Origin of the sequence: Cumulibacter manganitolerans (assembly GCF_009602465.1) — a bacterium.
Taxonomy (GTDB): domain Bacteria; phylum Actinomycetota; class Actinomycetes; order Mycobacteriales; family Antricoccaceae; genus Cumulibacter; species Cumulibacter manganitolerans.
Window position 1 is genome coordinate 23,143 of the sequence record NZ_WBKP01000013.1, and the last position, 15,666, is coordinate 38,808.

The window sequence follows — 15,666 nt, forward strand, 5'->3', positions numbered from 1 at the left end:
CTACCGCCAAGGAGAAGCCATGCCCATCGCCACGCCCGAGGTCTACGCGCAGATGCTCGATCGCGCGAAGAAGGAAGGGTTCGCCTACCCCGCCATCAACTGCACGTCGTCCGAGACGATCAACGCGGCGATCAAGGGCTTCGCGGACGCCGGATCCGACGGAATCGTGCAGTTCTCCACCGGCGGCGCCGAGTTCGGCTCCGGTCTCGGGGTGAAGGACATGGTCACCGGGGCGGTCGCGCTGGCCGAGTTCGCGCACGTGGTGGCGGCGAAGTACGACGTCAACATCGCGCTGCACACCGACCACTGCCCGAAGGACAAGCTGGACGGCTACGTCCGGCCGCTGCTGAAGATCAGCCAGGAGCGGGTCGCGAACGGCCAGCAGCCGCTGTTCCAGTCGCACATGTGGGACGGCAGCGCCGTACCGCTCGAGGAGAACCTGGAGATCGCCAAGGAGCTGCTGGCCGAGTGCAAGAAGGCCAACATCATCCTCGAGGTCGAGGTGGGCGTCGTCGGTGGCGAGGAGGACGGCGTCGCCAACGAGATCAACGACAAGCTGTACACCACCGACGAGGACTTCCTGAAGACCTTGGAGGCGCTCGGCTCCGGCGAGAACGGCCGGTACCTGCTGGCCGCGACGTTCGGCAACGTGCACGGCGTCTACAAGCCGGGCAACGTCAAGCTGCGCCCGGAGGTGCTGCGCGACGGCCAGCGTGCGGCGGCGGACAAGCTCGGCGGCGGCAACGACAAGCCGTTCGACCTGGTCTTCCACGGCGGCTCGGGCTCCGATCCGCAGGAGATCAAGGACGCGGTGTCGTACGGCGTCGTGAAGATGAACGTCGACACCGACACCCAGTACGCGTTCACCCGCCCGATCGCGGGCCACATGTTCAGCAACTACGACGGCGTGCTGAAGGTCGACGGCGAGGTCGGGAACAAGAAGGTGTACGACCCGCGCTCCTACCTCAAGGGCGCCGAGGGCGCGATGGCGGAGCGCGTGGTGCAGGCCTGCGCGGACCTGGGCTCGACCAACACCTCGGTCTCGAAGTAGGCCGCCGTGAGCAACCTGAAGTTCGACTTCACCGGCCGGTCGGTCGTCGTCACCGGCGCCGCGCGCGGAATCGGGCTCGAGCTCGCGCGGTTCTTCCAGGACGCCGGCGCGCGCCTGTACATGTGCGACTTCGACGCCGACGAGCTGAAGAAGGCCGCTGACGAGATCGGCGCCACCGGGTTCCCGGTCGACGTCAGCAGCACCGAGCAGGTCGAGGCGCTCGTCGCGCAGGTGGTCGAGGAGACGGGCAGCCTCGACGTCGTGGTCAACAACGCCGGCATCCTGCGCGACACCGTGCTGTGGAAGATGACCGACGAGATGTGGGACCAGGTGCTGGCGGTGCACGCCGGCGGCACGTTCCGGCTCACCCGCGCGGCCGTGCCGCACATGCGCAAGCAGGAGTACGGCCGCATCGTCAACGTCACGTCGTACACCGGTCTGCACGGCAACACCGGCCAGGCCAACTACGCGACCGCGAAGGCGGGCATCATCGGCTTCACCAAGACGGCCGCCAAGGAGCTCGCCCGGTTCGGCATCACGGTCAACGCGATCTCTCCGAACGCCAAGACCCGGATGGTCGCCTCGATCCCGGACGACAAGCTCGCCGAGATCGCCTCGGGCATCCCCCTGGGCCGGTTCGCCGAGCCGTCGGAGATCGCCGCGGCGATCGGCTTCCTCGCCTCCGAGGAGGCCGGGTACATCACCGGCACGGTGCTGCCGGTCGACGGCGGCCTCGCGATGTAGCCACGCGCCACCTCGGCCCGCGTTCCGCGGCCCCTTGCACCGCGTTCTGCGGGGCAGCCAGAGACGATAACCACCTGGGATCGTGTCCGGCTGCCCCGCAGATGCGTTGCGCGACTAGAACACCTTGCCGGGATTGAGGATCCCCTGCGGGTCCAGGGCCTGCTTGATCTGGCGGTGCACCCGCAGGCCGAGCTCGCCGATCTCCTTGGCGAGGAAGTCCTGCTTGATCGACCCGACGCCGTGCTCGCCGGTGATCGTGCCGCCCATCGACAGGCCGAGGTCGAGGATCTGGCCGAAGGCGACCTTCGCGCGCTCGTACTCGGCGTCGTCGCCCGGCGTGAAGCAGATCGTCGGATGCATGTTGCCGTCGCCGGCGTGCCCGCAGGTGCCGATCACCGTGTCGGTGTCGACGCCGATCTGCTCGCAGCCGGACAGGAATTCCGCCATCCGCGAGCGCGGTACGGCGACGTCGTCCACCAGCGAGCCACCTTTGAGCGCCTCGAGCGCCGGCAGGGCCTGGCGGCGCGCGAACAGCAGCATCGAGCCCTCTTCCGCGTCGTCGGTGCGGTGCAGCTCGCTCGCACCGGCGTCCTGACACGCCCGCTCGATCCCGGCCATCTCCCGCTCGGCGCGGTCGCCGCCGCTGTCGGACTGCGCCAGCAGCAGGGCCTTCGTACCGAGGTCGAGGCCCATGTGGTGCTTGGCCTCCACCGCGGCGATCGCCGTGCCGTCCATGATCTCCAGCAGCGAGGGCACCAGCCCGGCGTCGATGATCGCCTGCACCGCGGCGCCGGCATGGTAGAGGTCGGTGAACGATGCGACGAGGGTCGCCGGCGGCTCCGGCAGCGGGCGCAGCATGAGCGTCGCCTCGGTGATGACGCCGAGGGTGCCCTCGGCGCCGACGAACACACGGGCCAAGTCGTACCCAGCGACGCCCTTGACGGTGCGCCGGCCGGTGCGCAGCACCTCGCCGTCCGCCAGCACTACCTCCAGGCCCATCACGAAGTCCGTCGTCACGCCGTACTTCACGCAGCACAGGCCACCGGCGTTGGTCGACAGGTTGCCGCCCAGGGTGCACCAGTCGTACGACGAGGGATCGGGCGGGTAGAACAGCCCGTGCGGCTCGAGCGCCTTGCGGAAGTCGAGGTTGACCACGCCGGGCTGCACCCGCGCGTACCGGTTGGCGGTGTTGATCTCCAGGATCTCGTTCATCCGCGCGAGCGAGAGGACGATCGAGTCGCGGGTCGCGTTCGACGACCCGGCGAGACCGCTGCCGGCCCCGCGCGGATGCACAGGGACGCCGTGCTGGGCGGCCGTCTTGATCACCGCGACGACGTCCTCGGTGCTGCGGGCGTGGACGACGGCGGCCGGCTGCTCGCTGGGTGCGAGCATGGCCATGTCGCGCGAGTACGCCACCGTCACGTCAGGATCGGTGACGACCACTTCCGGTGGAAGCAGATCCTTCAGGTCGGCCAGCGCCGCGGCGATATCGAAGCTCATTCTTCGACTGTAGTTGCGTCGTCAGCCCGCGGCGCATCCTCGCCCCTCGACCTGCGGTGGATGAGGGCACGCTATCCGGGTTGCAGCGTGCACTACTCCACCGCAGAACGCGGACGTCACGTGCACTGCTTCGAGACCGCGTCGGGCAAGGTGACCTGCTGTCCGAAGAAGGTGCACCGGCAGTTCTCGAAGCAGCTCGAGAGCTGATCTCGCTGCCAGTAGACGACACCGGCCAGGCCGATCAGGAGCACCACCAGCAGGATCTTCCCGACGACCGCGCGCACGATCGCCGCCATCAGGACGGCGAGCAGCACCAGGACGCCGATGGCGATGACCGAGACCGTCTTGACGGTGTTCAGATCGAGCGTCATGGCTACGGCGCGGTCGGCGGGTTCTGCGGCGGCTGCCCGGCGCCGCCGAGCCGGTCGTGAGGAGCCTCGACGTACTGCCCCGGAGCGGACGTGCCGAACTGCGGCGGCAGCTGCGGCTGGGCCTCTATCTGCGGCTGCGCCTCGGCCTGCGGCGGGACGCCGGTGCCGCTGGGCTGGCGGTACTGCTCACGGTCGGAGGGCCCGCGGCCGGTGAGCGAGGAGAAGTCGGCGCGGACGGAATCCCGCGCGCCGATGTCGTCGAGCTCGAAGTACTGCTCCTTCTTGAAGCCGAACATGTTCGCGATGATGTTCGCCGGGAACGACTCGACCCGGGTGTTCAGCGCCCGCACGTTGCCGTTGTAGAACCGCCGTCCGGCAGCGATCCGATCCTCGGTGTCGGTCATCTCGTTCTGCAGGTTCAGGAAGTTCTGGTTGGACTGCAGCGTCGGGTAGCTCTCCGCGAGCGCGAACAGCCGACCGAGGGAACCGCTGAGCTGCTGCTCCGCGTGCGCCTGGGCCTCCGGCGTCCGCCCGGGGGCGTCGTGCACGTTGACCGCGTTGGACCGCGCCGCGATCACCGACTCGAAGACCTGCCGCTCGTGGGAGGCGAACGCCTTCACGGTCTCGATCAGGTTAGGGATCAGGTCGTAGCGGCGTTTGAGCTCGACGTCGATCTGGCGCCACGACTCGGCAACGAGGTTGCGCTGCGAGACGAACCGGTTGTACATGGAGATGCTCGCGACGCCCGCGATCAGGAGGATCGCCACGACGATGATCAGGATGATGACGCCAGTGCTCACGGCGGAGCCTCCTCGCTCGGGTCAGTTGCCTTCACGGTAGCCGAGTAGGCGGGGCGGCGCGCCTCCACCGCGCGGCGCAGCTGTCGTGACGTCCGCGTAAGTTCGTCTCCGAGCCGCAGGCCGACCGGCGCAGCCCGCAGCAAGACACCGGCGACGAGGGAAGGGCGGGATGCGCGCACTCTTCAGGGACGGCGACGGGACCGGGCCGCGTCGACGCTCGCGCGGTGCACTCCTGGCCGTGCTGTTGGTGATCGGGCTGATATGCCTGCTCAGCCGACCGGGTCCCGACGACCCGGCGGCCAGTCCGGCCGGCCTCTCGCCCGCGCCGCGCTCGACGGGCCGGGCCGCGCCCTCGCCCGCCGGCACGGCCGGGGCGGGGCCGACAGCATCGGGCGAGCAGCCTCCCGGCGGCCCGGCCGGCGCGCAGGCCGTTGCACTGCTCGCGACACTGCCCACGAAGGGGCGCGCCCCCAAGACCGGGTACAGCAGGGACCAGTTCGGTGCTGCCTGGAGCGACGACGTGAGCGTCGACGGCGGCCACAACGGCTGCGACACCCGCAACGACATCCTGCGCCGCGACCTGGTCGAGATCGTCCTCAAGCCCGGCTCCCACGGGTGCGCCGTCCAGTCCGGCACGCTCCACGACCCCTACAGCGCGGCGACGATCGCGTTCGTGCGGGGCGCGACCACCTCGGCCGACGTCCAGATCGACCATGTCGTCGCGTTGTCCGACGCATGGCAGAAGGGAGCGCAGCAGCTCACCGCGCAGCAGCGGGCCGACTTTGCGAACGACCCCGTCAATCTGCAAGCGGTCGCCGGACCGGTCAACCAGGCCAAGGGCGCCGGCGACGCCGCGACCTGGCTGCCGCCGAACAAGGCCTACCGGTGCAGCTACGTCAGCCGCCAGGTCGCCGTCAAGGCGAAGTACGCGCTCTGGGTCACCCCGGCGGAACGCGAGGCGATCGCGACCGTGCTCGCCGGCTGCGATGCAGCGAGCGCCCCGGCCACGTAACCGCGGCGGGTTCCCGAGGCCGTACCGCGTCAGACCGCCAGGTCGTCGGTCGTGTACGCCGTCCGCAGCTCGAGACCGGCGTCCGTCACGGCCTGGCGCGCACCCCGCTCGACGATGAGCGCGACACCCACCACCTCGGCTCCCGCCTCGCGCAGCGCGTCGACGGCCTGCAGCACCGAGCCTCCGGTGGTGGACGTGTCGTCGACGGCCAGCACCCGGCGGCCCTCGACGCCCGGCCCCTCCACGCGTCGCTGCATGCCGTGCTTCTTCTGCTCCTTGCGGACGACGCACGCATCGAGCGCCCGGCCCTGCGCGGCCGCCGCGTGCAGCATCGAGGTCGCCACGGGGTCGGCGCCGAGGGTGAGGCCGCCGACGACGTCGTACTCGAGGTCGGACGTCGCCTCGAGCAGCACCCGGCCGATCAGCGGGGCGGCCTCGTGATGCAGCGAGACGCGCCGCAGGTCGACGTACCAGTCGGCTTCCTTGCCACTGGAGAGGATCACCTTCCCGCGGACGACGGCGATCTGGTTGATCAGCTCCAGCAGGCGGTCACGGTCAGACATGCGGCAGATCCCTTCGGTGGCGAGCGCCCCAAACCTATCCGGCGTCCGTCGGACGTCGCACGCCGGACGCCGCTACGCCGAGACCGGCGTAGCGGTGATCTGCGGGGCTGCGAGGCACGCTATGGCCTCGATAGCGTGCGCCACTGCCCCGCAGATCGGACGTTCGCGAGGGGTACGCCGGGTCGGGGGAAGCCCGTCGTCACCGGACCGCCGCGAACCGGGCCATGCCCGCCGCGTCGGCGGCCTCCCGGTAGGCGGCCGCGAGGGAGTCCACGGTGGCGTGCGCGTTCAGCCCGCTCGGGTTGGGGACGACGAACAGCGGGGTGGCGTCGAGGACGGCCTGCGTGTCCTCCGGATACGTCCCCGGCCAGCGCGCCTGGCGACCTTGCCGTGCGCGGCGCTCCCCGAACGCCGTCCGGTAGGCGGTGATCCCGGCGACGGCCACGGCGCCGGGCCGGTGCCGCAGTACCGTGCTCACCAGGCGGCCGGCGCCGGCGCGCAGCTCGGCGTCGGTCAGCTCGTCCGCGCGCGCCGTGGTGCGCGGTGCCAGGTTGGTGACACCCAGCCCGATGTCGCGCAGGTGGCGCAGGTCCGACGCGCGGTACCCGGCGGACGGGTCGACGAGCCGGTCGGTGATGCCGGCTCGCGCCAACGCCGGGTAGAACCGGTTCCCGGGACGGGCGAAGTGCGCGCCGGTGGCGCCGGTCCACAGCCCGGGGTTGATGCCGACGACGAGCAGCCGCAGCGGGTCCGGCAGCAGGTCGTCGATCACCGCGTCACGGGCGGCTTCCAGGTCGGCGCGGGTGGGGCGGGTCGTCATCTCTCCAGTGTGCCCGGGCCGATGCGGTGGGTTGTGCCCCGCTCTCGCCCCGATACCGGGGCACAACCCACCGCCAGAGCCCGACCCACCGCGGGAGCCGCTAGCCGAGATCCTCCAGCGCCTTCTTCGCGCCGTCGTTCAGCGGCACCGGATCGGTCTCGACCGCCTTCTTCGGGTCGAACTCGTTGGCCGACGGGTGCACCTTGGCGAGGTCGGCCTTGTTCTCGAAGATGGTCTTGGTGATCGCGCAGGCGTTGCTGTCGGGGAAGTCCGCCGACACGACGAGCAGGTTGGGCACCACGATCGTCTTGACGTCGGCCGGCAGGTTGTACGTCGCCTTCGGGATGGTGCCCTCGGCGTACACCTCGTTGATCTCCTGCATCTTCTTCAGCGCCGGCATGATGTCCAGGAACTCCACCGCGTCGCCCTTCGACGTGAACAGATCGGTGAGCGCCGGCGTGGGCAGGCCGCCGGACCACACGAAGCCGTCGAGCGAGCCGTCCTTCATGCCGTCGATGGTCTTGGTGAGATCCAGCCGCTGCGCGGTGAGGTCGCTGTCGATGTTGATGCCCGCGGTCTGCAGCAGGCGGGTGGCGATGACCTCGGTGCCGGACTTCGGCGAGCCGGTCGAGATCTTCTTGCCCTTCATGTCGGCGATCGACTTGATGCCGGCGTCCTTGCGCACGACCACCTGGGTGTAGTTCGCGTACGTCGAGGCCAGGGCCTTGATGTCGGCCTTCTTGCCCTCGAACGCGCCCTTGCCGTTGACCGCGTCGGCCGCGGTGTCGGCGAGGGAGAACGCGATGTCGTAGTCGCCGGTCACGATCTGCTGGATGTTCTGCACCGACGCGCCGGTCTCGGCCGCGGTGACCTTGAGCTTGCCGCCGGACTTCTCGGTCAGCAGGTTGGCGATACCGCCGCCGAGGAGGTAGTAGACGCCGGTCGAGTTGCCGGTCGCCATCGACAGCTGGCCGTCGGAGAACTCGCACGAGATCGACCCGTCGGATGCGGCCTTCGACTCGGTCTTCTGCTTGCCGCCGCCGCAACCGGTGACGACGAGGGCGACGGAGCTGGCCAGCGCGACGGCTGACAGGCGGGTTCGGGTGAGCATCATGCGGTTGCCTCCTGCGTGGTGGTGCGGGCGTGGATGGGGGTACTGCCGGGATCGGTCGGGGTGTTCCGCTTGGTGCGGAAGAAGTTGAGGGCGAAGGCGGCCGCGAGGAACGCCAGGCCGATGCCGATGGACAACGGCTGCAGGTACAGCAGCAGCAGCGCCGCCGGGACGCAGAGGCTTCGCTCCAGCCAGGTGGCGTCGCCGTACAGCCAGCCACCGGTCACCGCGGCGAGCGCCGCGACCGCCAGCATCGACACGGCCGTGGTCCACACGACCCCGATGAAGCTGCCCTGCATCAGCAGGTGCGAGCCGTTGTCGGTGATCACGAACGCGATCGGGGCGAGGAAGGCCGGCAGCGTGTACTTCCAGGTCTGCCACATCGTCTTGATGGCGTGGCCGCCGGTGATCGCGGAGGCCGCGACCGCGGCGAGGGCGGTCGGCGGCGAGACCTCCGACAGGACGGCGTAGTAGAAGATGAACATCGCCGCCTCGGCTGCGCTGATGTCCAGCCCCTGCAGCGTCGCGCCGAAGATGACCCAGCTGATGATGAACGACGCCGTCACCGGAACCGCCAGGCCGAGCACCGTGACACCGATGGCCGCGAAGACGACGGTGATGACGAGGACGCCGGTGGGGTTGCTGGTGATCGCCTGGGCCGCGTCGACGAGCATTCGCCCGAGGGTGAGCCCGAGGCCGGTCTTCTGGATCACGGACGTGATGATTCCGGCGGCGGCGCAGACGGCGGCGACCGGCAGCACCGAGCGGATTCCGGCCGCGAGCGCGTGGTACATGTCGTACAGGTAGCCGCGCAATCCGTCGATCGGCGTGGGCCGCTCGGCGGCCGGCACCGACGCTGGGTCGACGTAGTCGGGGTCGAGCGGGTCGCCCTTGGAGACCAGCCGTTCGATGAGCCCGAACACCGCGGCCACCGCGGTGGCGTAGACGACGGCCTTGAACGGCGGGATGTCGAGCGCCAGGAAGATGACGATGACGAACAGCGAGAAGAAGTGGTAGCCGAACCGCTTCACCAGCTGCCACGCCGAGCGCTTGGGCAGCGCGACGGACTTCGCGCCGAACCGCCGGCTGTCGATCTCGACCGCCAGGACGATGCCGAGGTAGTACAGGATCGTCGGGATGGTCGCCCACAGCAGCACCGTGAGGTAGTTGACCTGCAGGATCTCCGCGATGATGAACGCCGCGGCGCCGAGGGTGGGCGGTGACAGGATCGCGCCGATGCCGGCGGCGGCCAGCAGGCCGCCGGCGTTCTCCTTCGGGTAGCCGGCGCGCTTGAGGATCGGCCACGCGACCGCGCCGAGCGAGACGGCGGTCGCGGTGCCGGAGCCGGAGACCGTGCCGAGGAGGAAGCCCGAGAGCGTGACGGTGCGGCCCGGCGCGCTGCGCGACTTGCGGAACGCCGCGAAGCTCACGTCGATGAAGAACCGCCCGGCGCCCGTGCGGTCCAGGACCGCTCCGTAGATGGTGAACAGCACGATGTACGTCGCGCAGACGTCGAGCGGGGTGCCGAAGAAGCCCGAGGCGTCGTTGTAGAAGGCGTTGATGATCTGCGGCCAGTCCTGCCCCGAGTGGCTGATCGCCCACGTCTGCGGCAGCAGGCCGCCGTAGTACGCGTACAGGATGAACAGCAGGCAGACCAGGGGCATCACGATCCCCGACGTACGCCGGGTCGCCTCCAGGATGAGGATCGTCAGCGCGAAGCCCATCACGACGTCGACGGAGCCGAGGATCCCCTGCCGGTTGAGGAACTCGTCGAATCCGCCGCCCCCGTCGCCGATCGTGAACGGCAGGAGCGGGTAGACGCACACGAGCAGGGTGAGTCCCGCGAGCACCCAGTCGACGATGCCGGGGTTGTCGCTGCGCCGTCTGCGCCGCCAGAGGCCGCGCGGCTCGGCGGTGACCGCGAGCGCGGCACCGGGTTCGGTAGCGGCCTCGGCGGTGGCGCCCTCGGCGGTATCGGCGCCCGGGGCCGGCGCGGTCTCGGTGCCGTCGCTGGTCCGGTCGGTGGTGCGACGCTTGCCGAAGCGGTACAGCACGAAGACCAGCGGCAGCACGCACGCCAGGAAGATGATCAGGTAGTACTGGTTGCCCTTGCTCTGGGGGAAGAACACCTGCCACAGCACGAACGCGGACACGCAGAACGTCACGAAGGTGACGACCTGGTCGAGGCGCTTGGAGAGGTGCCGCTGGGGCTTCTCCTCGTCGTACTCGGCGATCAGCGCGTCGACCGAGGGCGTCGAACCGTCGCGGTGCGCCAGCGCGTCGGTGGCCAGGTCCCCGGTCGCCCCCTCGTCGCGACGGGCACCCACCGGCGTAGTGGGGCGTTCAGCAGTCATTTGCCGAACCCTATGGGGCAACCCGGGCCGCTACGGGTGTCGTCCACAAGACAGTTAAGCGATCGTTACTTTCTTCCGCTGGTTCTGCGGATTTCCATTGGCTGCGCGGCGGACGGCACGGCCGCGCCGATGCGGTGGGTGGTACCCCGCTCTGGGCGCGACAGCGCGGTGCATCCCGCCGCGAGCGCAGGAGCCCACCGCGGCAGCGGCCGGCTCAGGCGAGCAGCGCCTCGATGGCGCCGGTCACCTGGGGGTCGTCGGGCGTCACCCGCGGCCCGAAGCGCCCGACGACGCGCCCGTCGGCGTCGATCAGGAACTTCTCGAAGTTCCACTGGATGTCGCCGTCGCGCCCCTCGGCGTCCGCGGCCTCGACCAGCTCGGCGTAGACCGGGTGGCGGCCCGGGCCGTTGACCTCGACCTTCTCGCTCATCGGGAAGGTGACGCCGTACGTCGCGCTGCAGAACTCCGCGATCTCCTCGGCGCTGCCCGGCTCCTGGCCGCCGAACTGGTTGCACGGGAGCCCGACGACGGTGAAGCCGTCGCTCGCGTACTGCTCCTGCAGCTGCTCGAGCTGCGTGTACTGCGGAGTGAGGCCGCACTTGCTGGCCACGTTGACCAGCAGCGCCGGCCGGCCGCCGGTCAGGTCGCGAAGGGTGCCCGGCGTGCCGTCGAGCCGGGCGAGGTCTGCGTCGAGGATGCTCATGAGCACCGACGATATGCGCTGCTCAGGAGCTCGGCAGCAGGACCCGGTCGGTGAGGTACAGCAGCCCGCCGCCGAAGGCCACCGGTCCGCAGATCACGGTGGCCACGCCGTTGAGCACGATGCTGTCCCCGTTCCGCCCGCCCGCCAGGGTGGCCCCGACCGCGCGGTACGTCGGCATGGCGCCGGTCTTGCCGGCGGCGACGTCCTCCGGCAGGACGGTCTGCGGCACGAGCGCGTACTCGACCGCGGCGCCCTGCCACGCCGGGTCGGCGAGCTGCTGGGCCTGGGTCGCGTCGACGGCGCTCCACGCGCTGTCGACCGGGACGAACGCCGTGACGCCCTGGAGCGCGTTCAGCTTCTTGGCCCGCGTCGGATCGAGCGCGGCGTACGTCGCGAAGGTGGACGTCGTCGGGATCTTCTTGAGGGCGTCCACGAATCCCTTGTCGGCGAGGTCGCCCAGCTCCCCCGCCTCCGCGCAACCGGCACCCGATGCCGGCGGGGCCGACCGCGTCGGCGTGCCGGACGTGGTCGCGGCGGACGACACCGCTCCTCCGGGGCCGCCGCAGGCGGAGAGCACACCGAGCAGCATGAGGCAGCCGACCACTCGGCGTACGAGGTAGGTCACGGTTGCTCCGTTCGCGCGGGGACGCTGGACTTCACGATAAGGGTGTGCGGGCGGGTGAGCGGGTAGGCTCAGCCCTCCACCAGGTAGCGCGGGAGGCGCGAGACGATCGCGTCCAGGTAGGCGATCTCCCCGTCGACGTACCGCAGGTCGATCCGCCCGTCCACGGTGACCGCGATGTGCGGCCCGTTGATGCAGAAGCCCCCGGCGGCGTTGTCGAGCATCCATTGCATGAACGGCGGATTGAGCACGTCGTACGCGAAGCGCCGGTCGCCGCTGATCCGGTACTCGTCGTTGAAGCTCTCCGACTCCAGCTCGATGTCGCGGACGCCCAGCCGCCGCGCCGCGCGGCTGAGCAGGCCCTCGGTGCGCACCTCGACCCGGGGGAATGCGCGCGGAAGGCCCATCACGGTCACCCGAGCGCTGTGCGAGCTCCGTTGCTTGCCGCTGCCGGTGCTCCACTGATGCTCGAAGACCGCGATGGGGCGGCCGTGGTGCACGCCGGTCAGGACGTGCCGCGCCTTGTGCGAGTCGCCGATGCCGTGCGGGTAGCCGAGATCCAGCCGCGCCCAGCCGTCATTGCGGCTGGTGTAGCCCATCCCGCGCGACGCGGCGAAGGCCTGGATGCGCCTGGCCCGCCGGTGCTCGAGCCACAGGACGAGGCCGAACGCCGAGAGGATCACCACCAGCCCGAGGAGCGGGGCCCAGGACAGCAGGTGGGAGCCGCTGTCGCTGCTCGCGAGCATCCGGCGTTCGACTCCTTCGGGCAGGGAATGTGCTCAAGGGGCCCGCCGCGCTCGGCGGCGAGCCCCTCGGCGGCTCTGGGTGCGCGCCTAGACCAGGCGGCGCGCGGAGGTGAAGTCCATGTAGCTCATCGGCATGGTGCGGACCGGCGAGCCGAACGTCGGCGCGTGGACGACGGTGCCGTTGCCGATGTAGATCGCCACGTGGCCCGGCGCGAAGACCAGGTCGCCCGGCTGCAGGGCGCTCAGCGAGACCGAGGTGCCGAAGCCCTGCTGACCCGAGGACGAGTGCGGCAGGCTGATGCCGATCTGCTTGTACGCCATCATGGTCAGGCCCGAGCAGTCGTAGCCGTTGGGTCCGGCGCCGCCCCACACGTAGGGCTTGCCGCGCTGCGACATCGCCCACGAGACGACGGTCGCGGCCGAACCGGACGCGGCGGCCGGCGTCGCGGCGGCCTCGGTCGCGGCGGCGGCCTGCGGGTTGGCGGCAGCCTGCTGCGCGGCGGGGGTGGTGCCGCCCTGCGCGGCGTCGAGCGACGCCCGCTCCTGGTCGGTCAGCGATGCGAGCTTCTCCTGCAGCTTGGGCAGCTCGGCCTCGATGACCGCCTTCTTGTCGCTGATGGTCTGCGCGGCCTGGGCGGCGGCCGACTGGGCGGCGTCCGCCGCGGCCTTCGCCGACTCGGTCGCGGACTCGGCGTTGGCCAGCGCCGCGATCTTGTCGTCGTTGTAGGTGTCGACGTTCTGCTTCGCGTTGGCCTTGTCGATGAAGTCCGCGGGCGACTCGCCGACCAGCAGCAGCACGCTGGTCGGGAGGGTGCCCGACTTGTACTGCTCGGCACCGAGGTGGGCCACGGCCGCCTTGGCCGTCTGCAAGTCGCTCTGCGCGGAGGAGAGCTTCGCGTCGGCGTCGGCCTTCGCGGCGTTCTGCTTGTCGAGCTCCAGCTTGGCGTCGAGGTACTCCTCGTTGACCGTGCTGAGCTCTTCCTGCTTGGCCGCGACCTGCTGCTGGACGTCGGCGGCGGACTCCGTGGACTGGCCGGTCGCCGGGTCGGCGTACGAGGGGGCGGCGAGCCCGGCCAGCGAGATCAAGATGGTGGCCGAGGCGGCCACCAGGTGCTTTTTCGAGGGCGCCATGTTCGGGGGCCGCTCTCCTTCTTCCATCTCACCCGCCTACCGAGTTAGCTGACGGGTTCGGGCTAGGAAGGTTGCCCTACGCGCGGCCGAGGCCGTTCGATTCACCCCAAGGAATACCAAGTTGGTTCCCCGGCACCTCGCGCGCCCGGCAGGGTCTGCGATGAGTTTCGGCGGTGCCCTACCCGTCGCTCTGGTCGACCGACTCGGTGGCAGGACGGTGCCACATTACCGTCGTGACCCTTTCGTGACAATGCTCGCCGCGCCGGTTGTGCACAACTGGCGGGCGGGGTTTGTCACACCGGTGTCATCGGCCACACCGGCGCCGGCGACGGCCGCTCACGCGCTGCCTTCTCCGGAAAACGACGCCCTGACGGCCCGCTGTCCGTTCGGGATGGACACAGGCCTTCTGGTGCGACGTTCTGGGGAAGTGCCGGCGGCGGTTCGGTGCGCGCGTCAGGCGCGATCGATGTGCGGGGTGGACGTCGCGAGCACTCGGCGCAGCAGTGGCCGCGGGACCGCCCGGGCCAGCGCCATCGCGACCTTGTACCGGGCGGACGGGACGCTGCGCGTTCGGCCGGCCCGCAGGTCCTGCAGCGACGCCCGCACGACGTCCTCGGGCCGCAGCCAGGCCCATCGCGGGATCCACGAGGTGTCCATGCCGAGCCGAGGATGGAAGGCCGTGCGCACGAATCCCGGGAAGACCGCGAGCACGCGGACGCGCGTCCCGTGCGCCTTGAGCGCCAGCGACTCGGTGAACATCGCGACGTACGCCTTGCTGGCGCTGTAGCCGGGGCCGCCGTCGCTCGGGGTGAAGGCCGCGACCGACGCGATGTTGACGATCGCGCCGCGATCGCGCCGCAGCATTCCGGGGAACGCCGCGTGGCACAGCCGCATCACCGCGGTCACGTTCAGATCGAGCATCGCCTGCTCGGTGTCGGCGTCCGAGGCGACGAACTCGCCCGGTGTCCCGACTCCCGCGTTGTTGACCAGCACCGAGATGTCGTCACCGGCCGCGCGGGCGCAGACCCGCTGCAGGTCGGCCGGCACCGTCAGGTCGGCGGCGAGCACCTCGGCGCTCCGCCCGCTCTCGCCGACCCGGGCCGCGACCACCTCGAGCGCGGCGCGGTCGCGTCCCACGAGCACGACGTCGTAGCCGAGGGCGGCGAGCTGGACGGCGTACTGCGCACCGATGCCCGACGACGCCCCGGTGACCAGCGCCGTGCTCATCAGCGGTTACTCCGCCGGCCGGTTGCGGGGTCCGCGCGGTGCGAACAGGCTGCCGAAGCCGCCGAAGCCACCGCCTCCCGGACGCGGCGCGGGCGGGTCCTCGAGGCGGCCCTTCATGAAGAAGTAGAAGGCGGCGATCGCGGCCAGCGTGATGACGATGCCAGGGATGTTCAGCGCGCCCTGCACCACCTGCATGACGTACATGACGGCGATGAACCCGCTCACGAACATCCCGATGTAGCGCGCCCAGGCCTTGCCGCGCTGGTAGAACAGCGTGCCCGCGGCCATCAGCAGCCCGGTGAGGGTGAACAGGATGATCTGGCTGCGCAGCCCGCTCTGCAGGGCCTCGACGGTCTGGAACTGGGCCTTCTTCTCGGCCAGCACGTCCTTGATCTGACCCGCCGTGACGGAGTCGGGCTTGCCGGCGTTCAGGGCGGCGGCCGCCGACTCGTTCGTCATGTCGCGGGTGGCGCCCTCGTCGGCGAAGGACTGCTGGGCGGTCTTGATCTCGGCCGAGGTGTAGTCGGCGACCTTCTCGTCCTTCAGGACCTGCGCGACGCCCGCGATCTGCTGCTTGTTGATCTCGCTCATGTACGACTTCGGGTCCTGGAACGCGGCGAGGATCGCCAGCGCGAGCAGCACCGCGGCCAGGATCGCGCCGGCGATGACGGCCGGGCGGGACGGCGGGTACTTGGTGGCCGAGGCCGCCACCGGCGCGTCGTCCGCGCCGGCGGGCCACGCCAGGTCGTCGTGGCGAGCCTCAGGCGCGCCCACCGGGTCGAGCGGCGACTCGACGCCGCTGGCGCGGCCGGCGTCCAGCTCTTGCTTGGACGGCTCGCGCGGTACGTCGTCCGGATCGGGCGTGCTCGCGGCGGTGTCGCGATCGGTCACTTGGGTGTGCTCCTTGTGCG

The 15,666-nt window shown here is 70.5% G+C and carries 16 protein-coding genes and 1 riboswitch; of the genes, 3 read left to right on the forward strand and 13 right to left on the reverse strand.

Going from position 1 to position 15,666, the window contains the following annotated elements:
• Window positions 1-19: 19 nt before the first annotated feature.
• Both fbaA and F8A92_RS07030 read left to right on the forward strand, forming a co-directional pair.
• Window positions 20-1,051 (forward strand): class II fructose-bisphosphate aldolase, encoded by a 1,032-nt coding sequence (fbaA, locus tag F8A92_RS07025; RefSeq protein WP_153504451.1) that lies wholly within the window; start codon window positions 20-22, stop codon window positions 1,049-1,051.
• A 6-nt stretch (window positions 1,052-1,057) separates the two neighbouring features.
• Window positions 1,058-1,795, forward strand: a complete 738-nt coding sequence (locus F8A92_RS07030; protein WP_153504452.1) for an SDR family oxidoreductase — start codon at window positions 1,058-1,060, stop codon at window positions 1,793-1,795.
• A 114-nt stretch (window positions 1,796-1,909) separates the two neighbouring features.
• On the opposite strand, the gene F8A92_RS07035 is transcribed toward F8A92_RS07030, so the two are convergent.
• From F8A92_RS07035 to F8A92_RS07045, 3 genes are all read right to left on the reverse strand, one after another.
• Complete coding sequence (locus tag F8A92_RS07035) at window positions 1,910-3,295, reverse strand: FAD-binding oxidoreductase (protein WP_153504453.1); 1,386 nt, start codon at window positions 3,293-3,295, stop codon at window positions 1,910-1,912.
• A gap of 116 nt (window positions 3,296-3,411) precedes the next feature.
• Window positions 3,412-3,666: a hypothetical protein gene (locus tag F8A92_RS07040; protein WP_153504454.1), complete on the reverse strand. Its 255-nt coding sequence runs from the start codon at window positions 3,664-3,666 to the stop codon at window positions 3,412-3,414.
• A 2-nt stretch (window positions 3,667-3,668) separates the two neighbouring features.
• Window positions 3,669-4,466: a LemA family protein gene (locus tag F8A92_RS07045; RefSeq protein ID WP_153504455.1), complete on the reverse strand. Its 798-nt coding sequence runs from the start codon at window positions 4,464-4,466 to the stop codon at window positions 3,669-3,671.
• A 238-nt stretch (window positions 4,467-4,704) separates the two neighbouring features.
• Between F8A92_RS07045 and F8A92_RS07050 the strand changes: the two genes are divergently transcribed.
• Entirely contained in the window at window positions 4,705-5,478 is a 774-nt protein-coding gene (locus tag F8A92_RS07050) for an HNH endonuclease family protein (RefSeq protein ID WP_228389271.1), read from the forward strand.
• A 29-nt stretch (window positions 5,479-5,507) separates the two neighbouring features.
• Here the strand turns inward: F8A92_RS07050 and pyrE are convergent, their stop codons facing one another.
• The 10 genes from pyrE to F8A92_RS07095 all read right to left on the reverse strand — a co-directional run bounded on the left by pyrE (window position 5,508) and on the right by F8A92_RS07095 (window position 15,646).
• Complete coding sequence (gene pyrE, locus F8A92_RS07055) at window positions 5,508-6,041, reverse strand: orotate phosphoribosyltransferase (RefSeq protein WP_153504457.1); 534 nt, start codon at window positions 6,039-6,041, stop codon at window positions 5,508-5,510.
• A gap of 199 nt (window positions 6,042-6,240) precedes the next feature.
• A complete protein-coding gene (locus F8A92_RS07060; protein WP_153504458.1) occupies window positions 6,241-6,861 on the reverse strand; it encodes a mismatch-specific DNA-glycosylase in 621 nt (206 codons plus the stop codon).
• A gap of 100 nt (window positions 6,862-6,961) precedes the next feature.
• Entirely contained in the window at window positions 6,962-7,975 is a 1,014-nt protein-coding gene (locus F8A92_RS07065; protein WP_228389272.1) for a TAXI family TRAP transporter solute-binding subunit, read from the reverse strand.
• Window positions 7,972-10,326, reverse strand: coding sequence for a TRAP transporter permease (locus F8A92_RS07070; RefSeq protein ID WP_153504459.1), 2,355 nt, complete (start codon window positions 10,324-10,326; stop codon window positions 7,972-7,974). Before F8A92_RS07070 ends, F8A92_RS07065 begins: the two co-directional genes overlap by 4 nt.
• A 214-nt stretch (window positions 10,327-10,540) precedes the next feature.
• Window positions 10,541-11,029 carry a glutathione peroxidase gene (locus tag F8A92_RS07075; protein WP_153504460.1) on the reverse strand — a complete coding sequence of 163 codons (489 nt, stop codon included), beginning with the start codon at window positions 11,027-11,029 and terminating at the stop codon, window positions 10,541-10,543.
• A gap of 22 nt (window positions 11,030-11,051) precedes the next feature.
• Window positions 11,052-11,654: a fasciclin domain-containing protein gene (locus tag F8A92_RS07080; RefSeq protein WP_194291395.1), complete on the reverse strand. Its 603-nt coding sequence runs from the start codon at window positions 11,652-11,654 to the stop codon at window positions 11,052-11,054.
• Window positions 11,655-11,722: 68 nt separating this feature from the next.
• On the reverse strand, window positions 11,723-12,397 hold the full coding sequence (locus F8A92_RS18560) for a hypothetical protein (RefSeq protein WP_194291396.1): 675 nt from the start codon (window positions 12,395-12,397) through the stop codon (window positions 11,723-11,725).
• 87 nt (window positions 12,398-12,484) lie between these two features.
• Window positions 12,485-13,528, reverse strand: coding sequence for a C40 family peptidase (locus tag F8A92_RS07085; RefSeq protein ID WP_153504462.1), 1,044 nt, complete (start codon window positions 13,526-13,528; stop codon window positions 12,485-12,487).
• Between the two features lie 18 nt (window positions 13,529-13,546).
• A riboswitch (cyclic di-AMP (ydaO/yuaA leader) is annotated at window positions 13,547-13,711 on the reverse strand.
• Window positions 13,712-13,981: 270 nt separating this feature from the next.
• Window positions 13,982-14,755, reverse strand: coding sequence for an SDR family NAD(P)-dependent oxidoreductase (locus F8A92_RS07090; RefSeq protein WP_153504463.1), 774 nt, complete (start codon window positions 14,753-14,755; stop codon window positions 13,982-13,984).
• A 6-nt stretch (window positions 14,756-14,761) separates the two neighbouring features.
• Window positions 14,762-15,646 (reverse strand): hypothetical protein, encoded by an 885-nt coding sequence (locus F8A92_RS07095; RefSeq protein ID WP_153504464.1) that lies wholly within the window; start codon window positions 15,644-15,646, stop codon window positions 14,762-14,764.
• Window positions 15,647-15,666 lie beyond the last annotated feature (20 nt).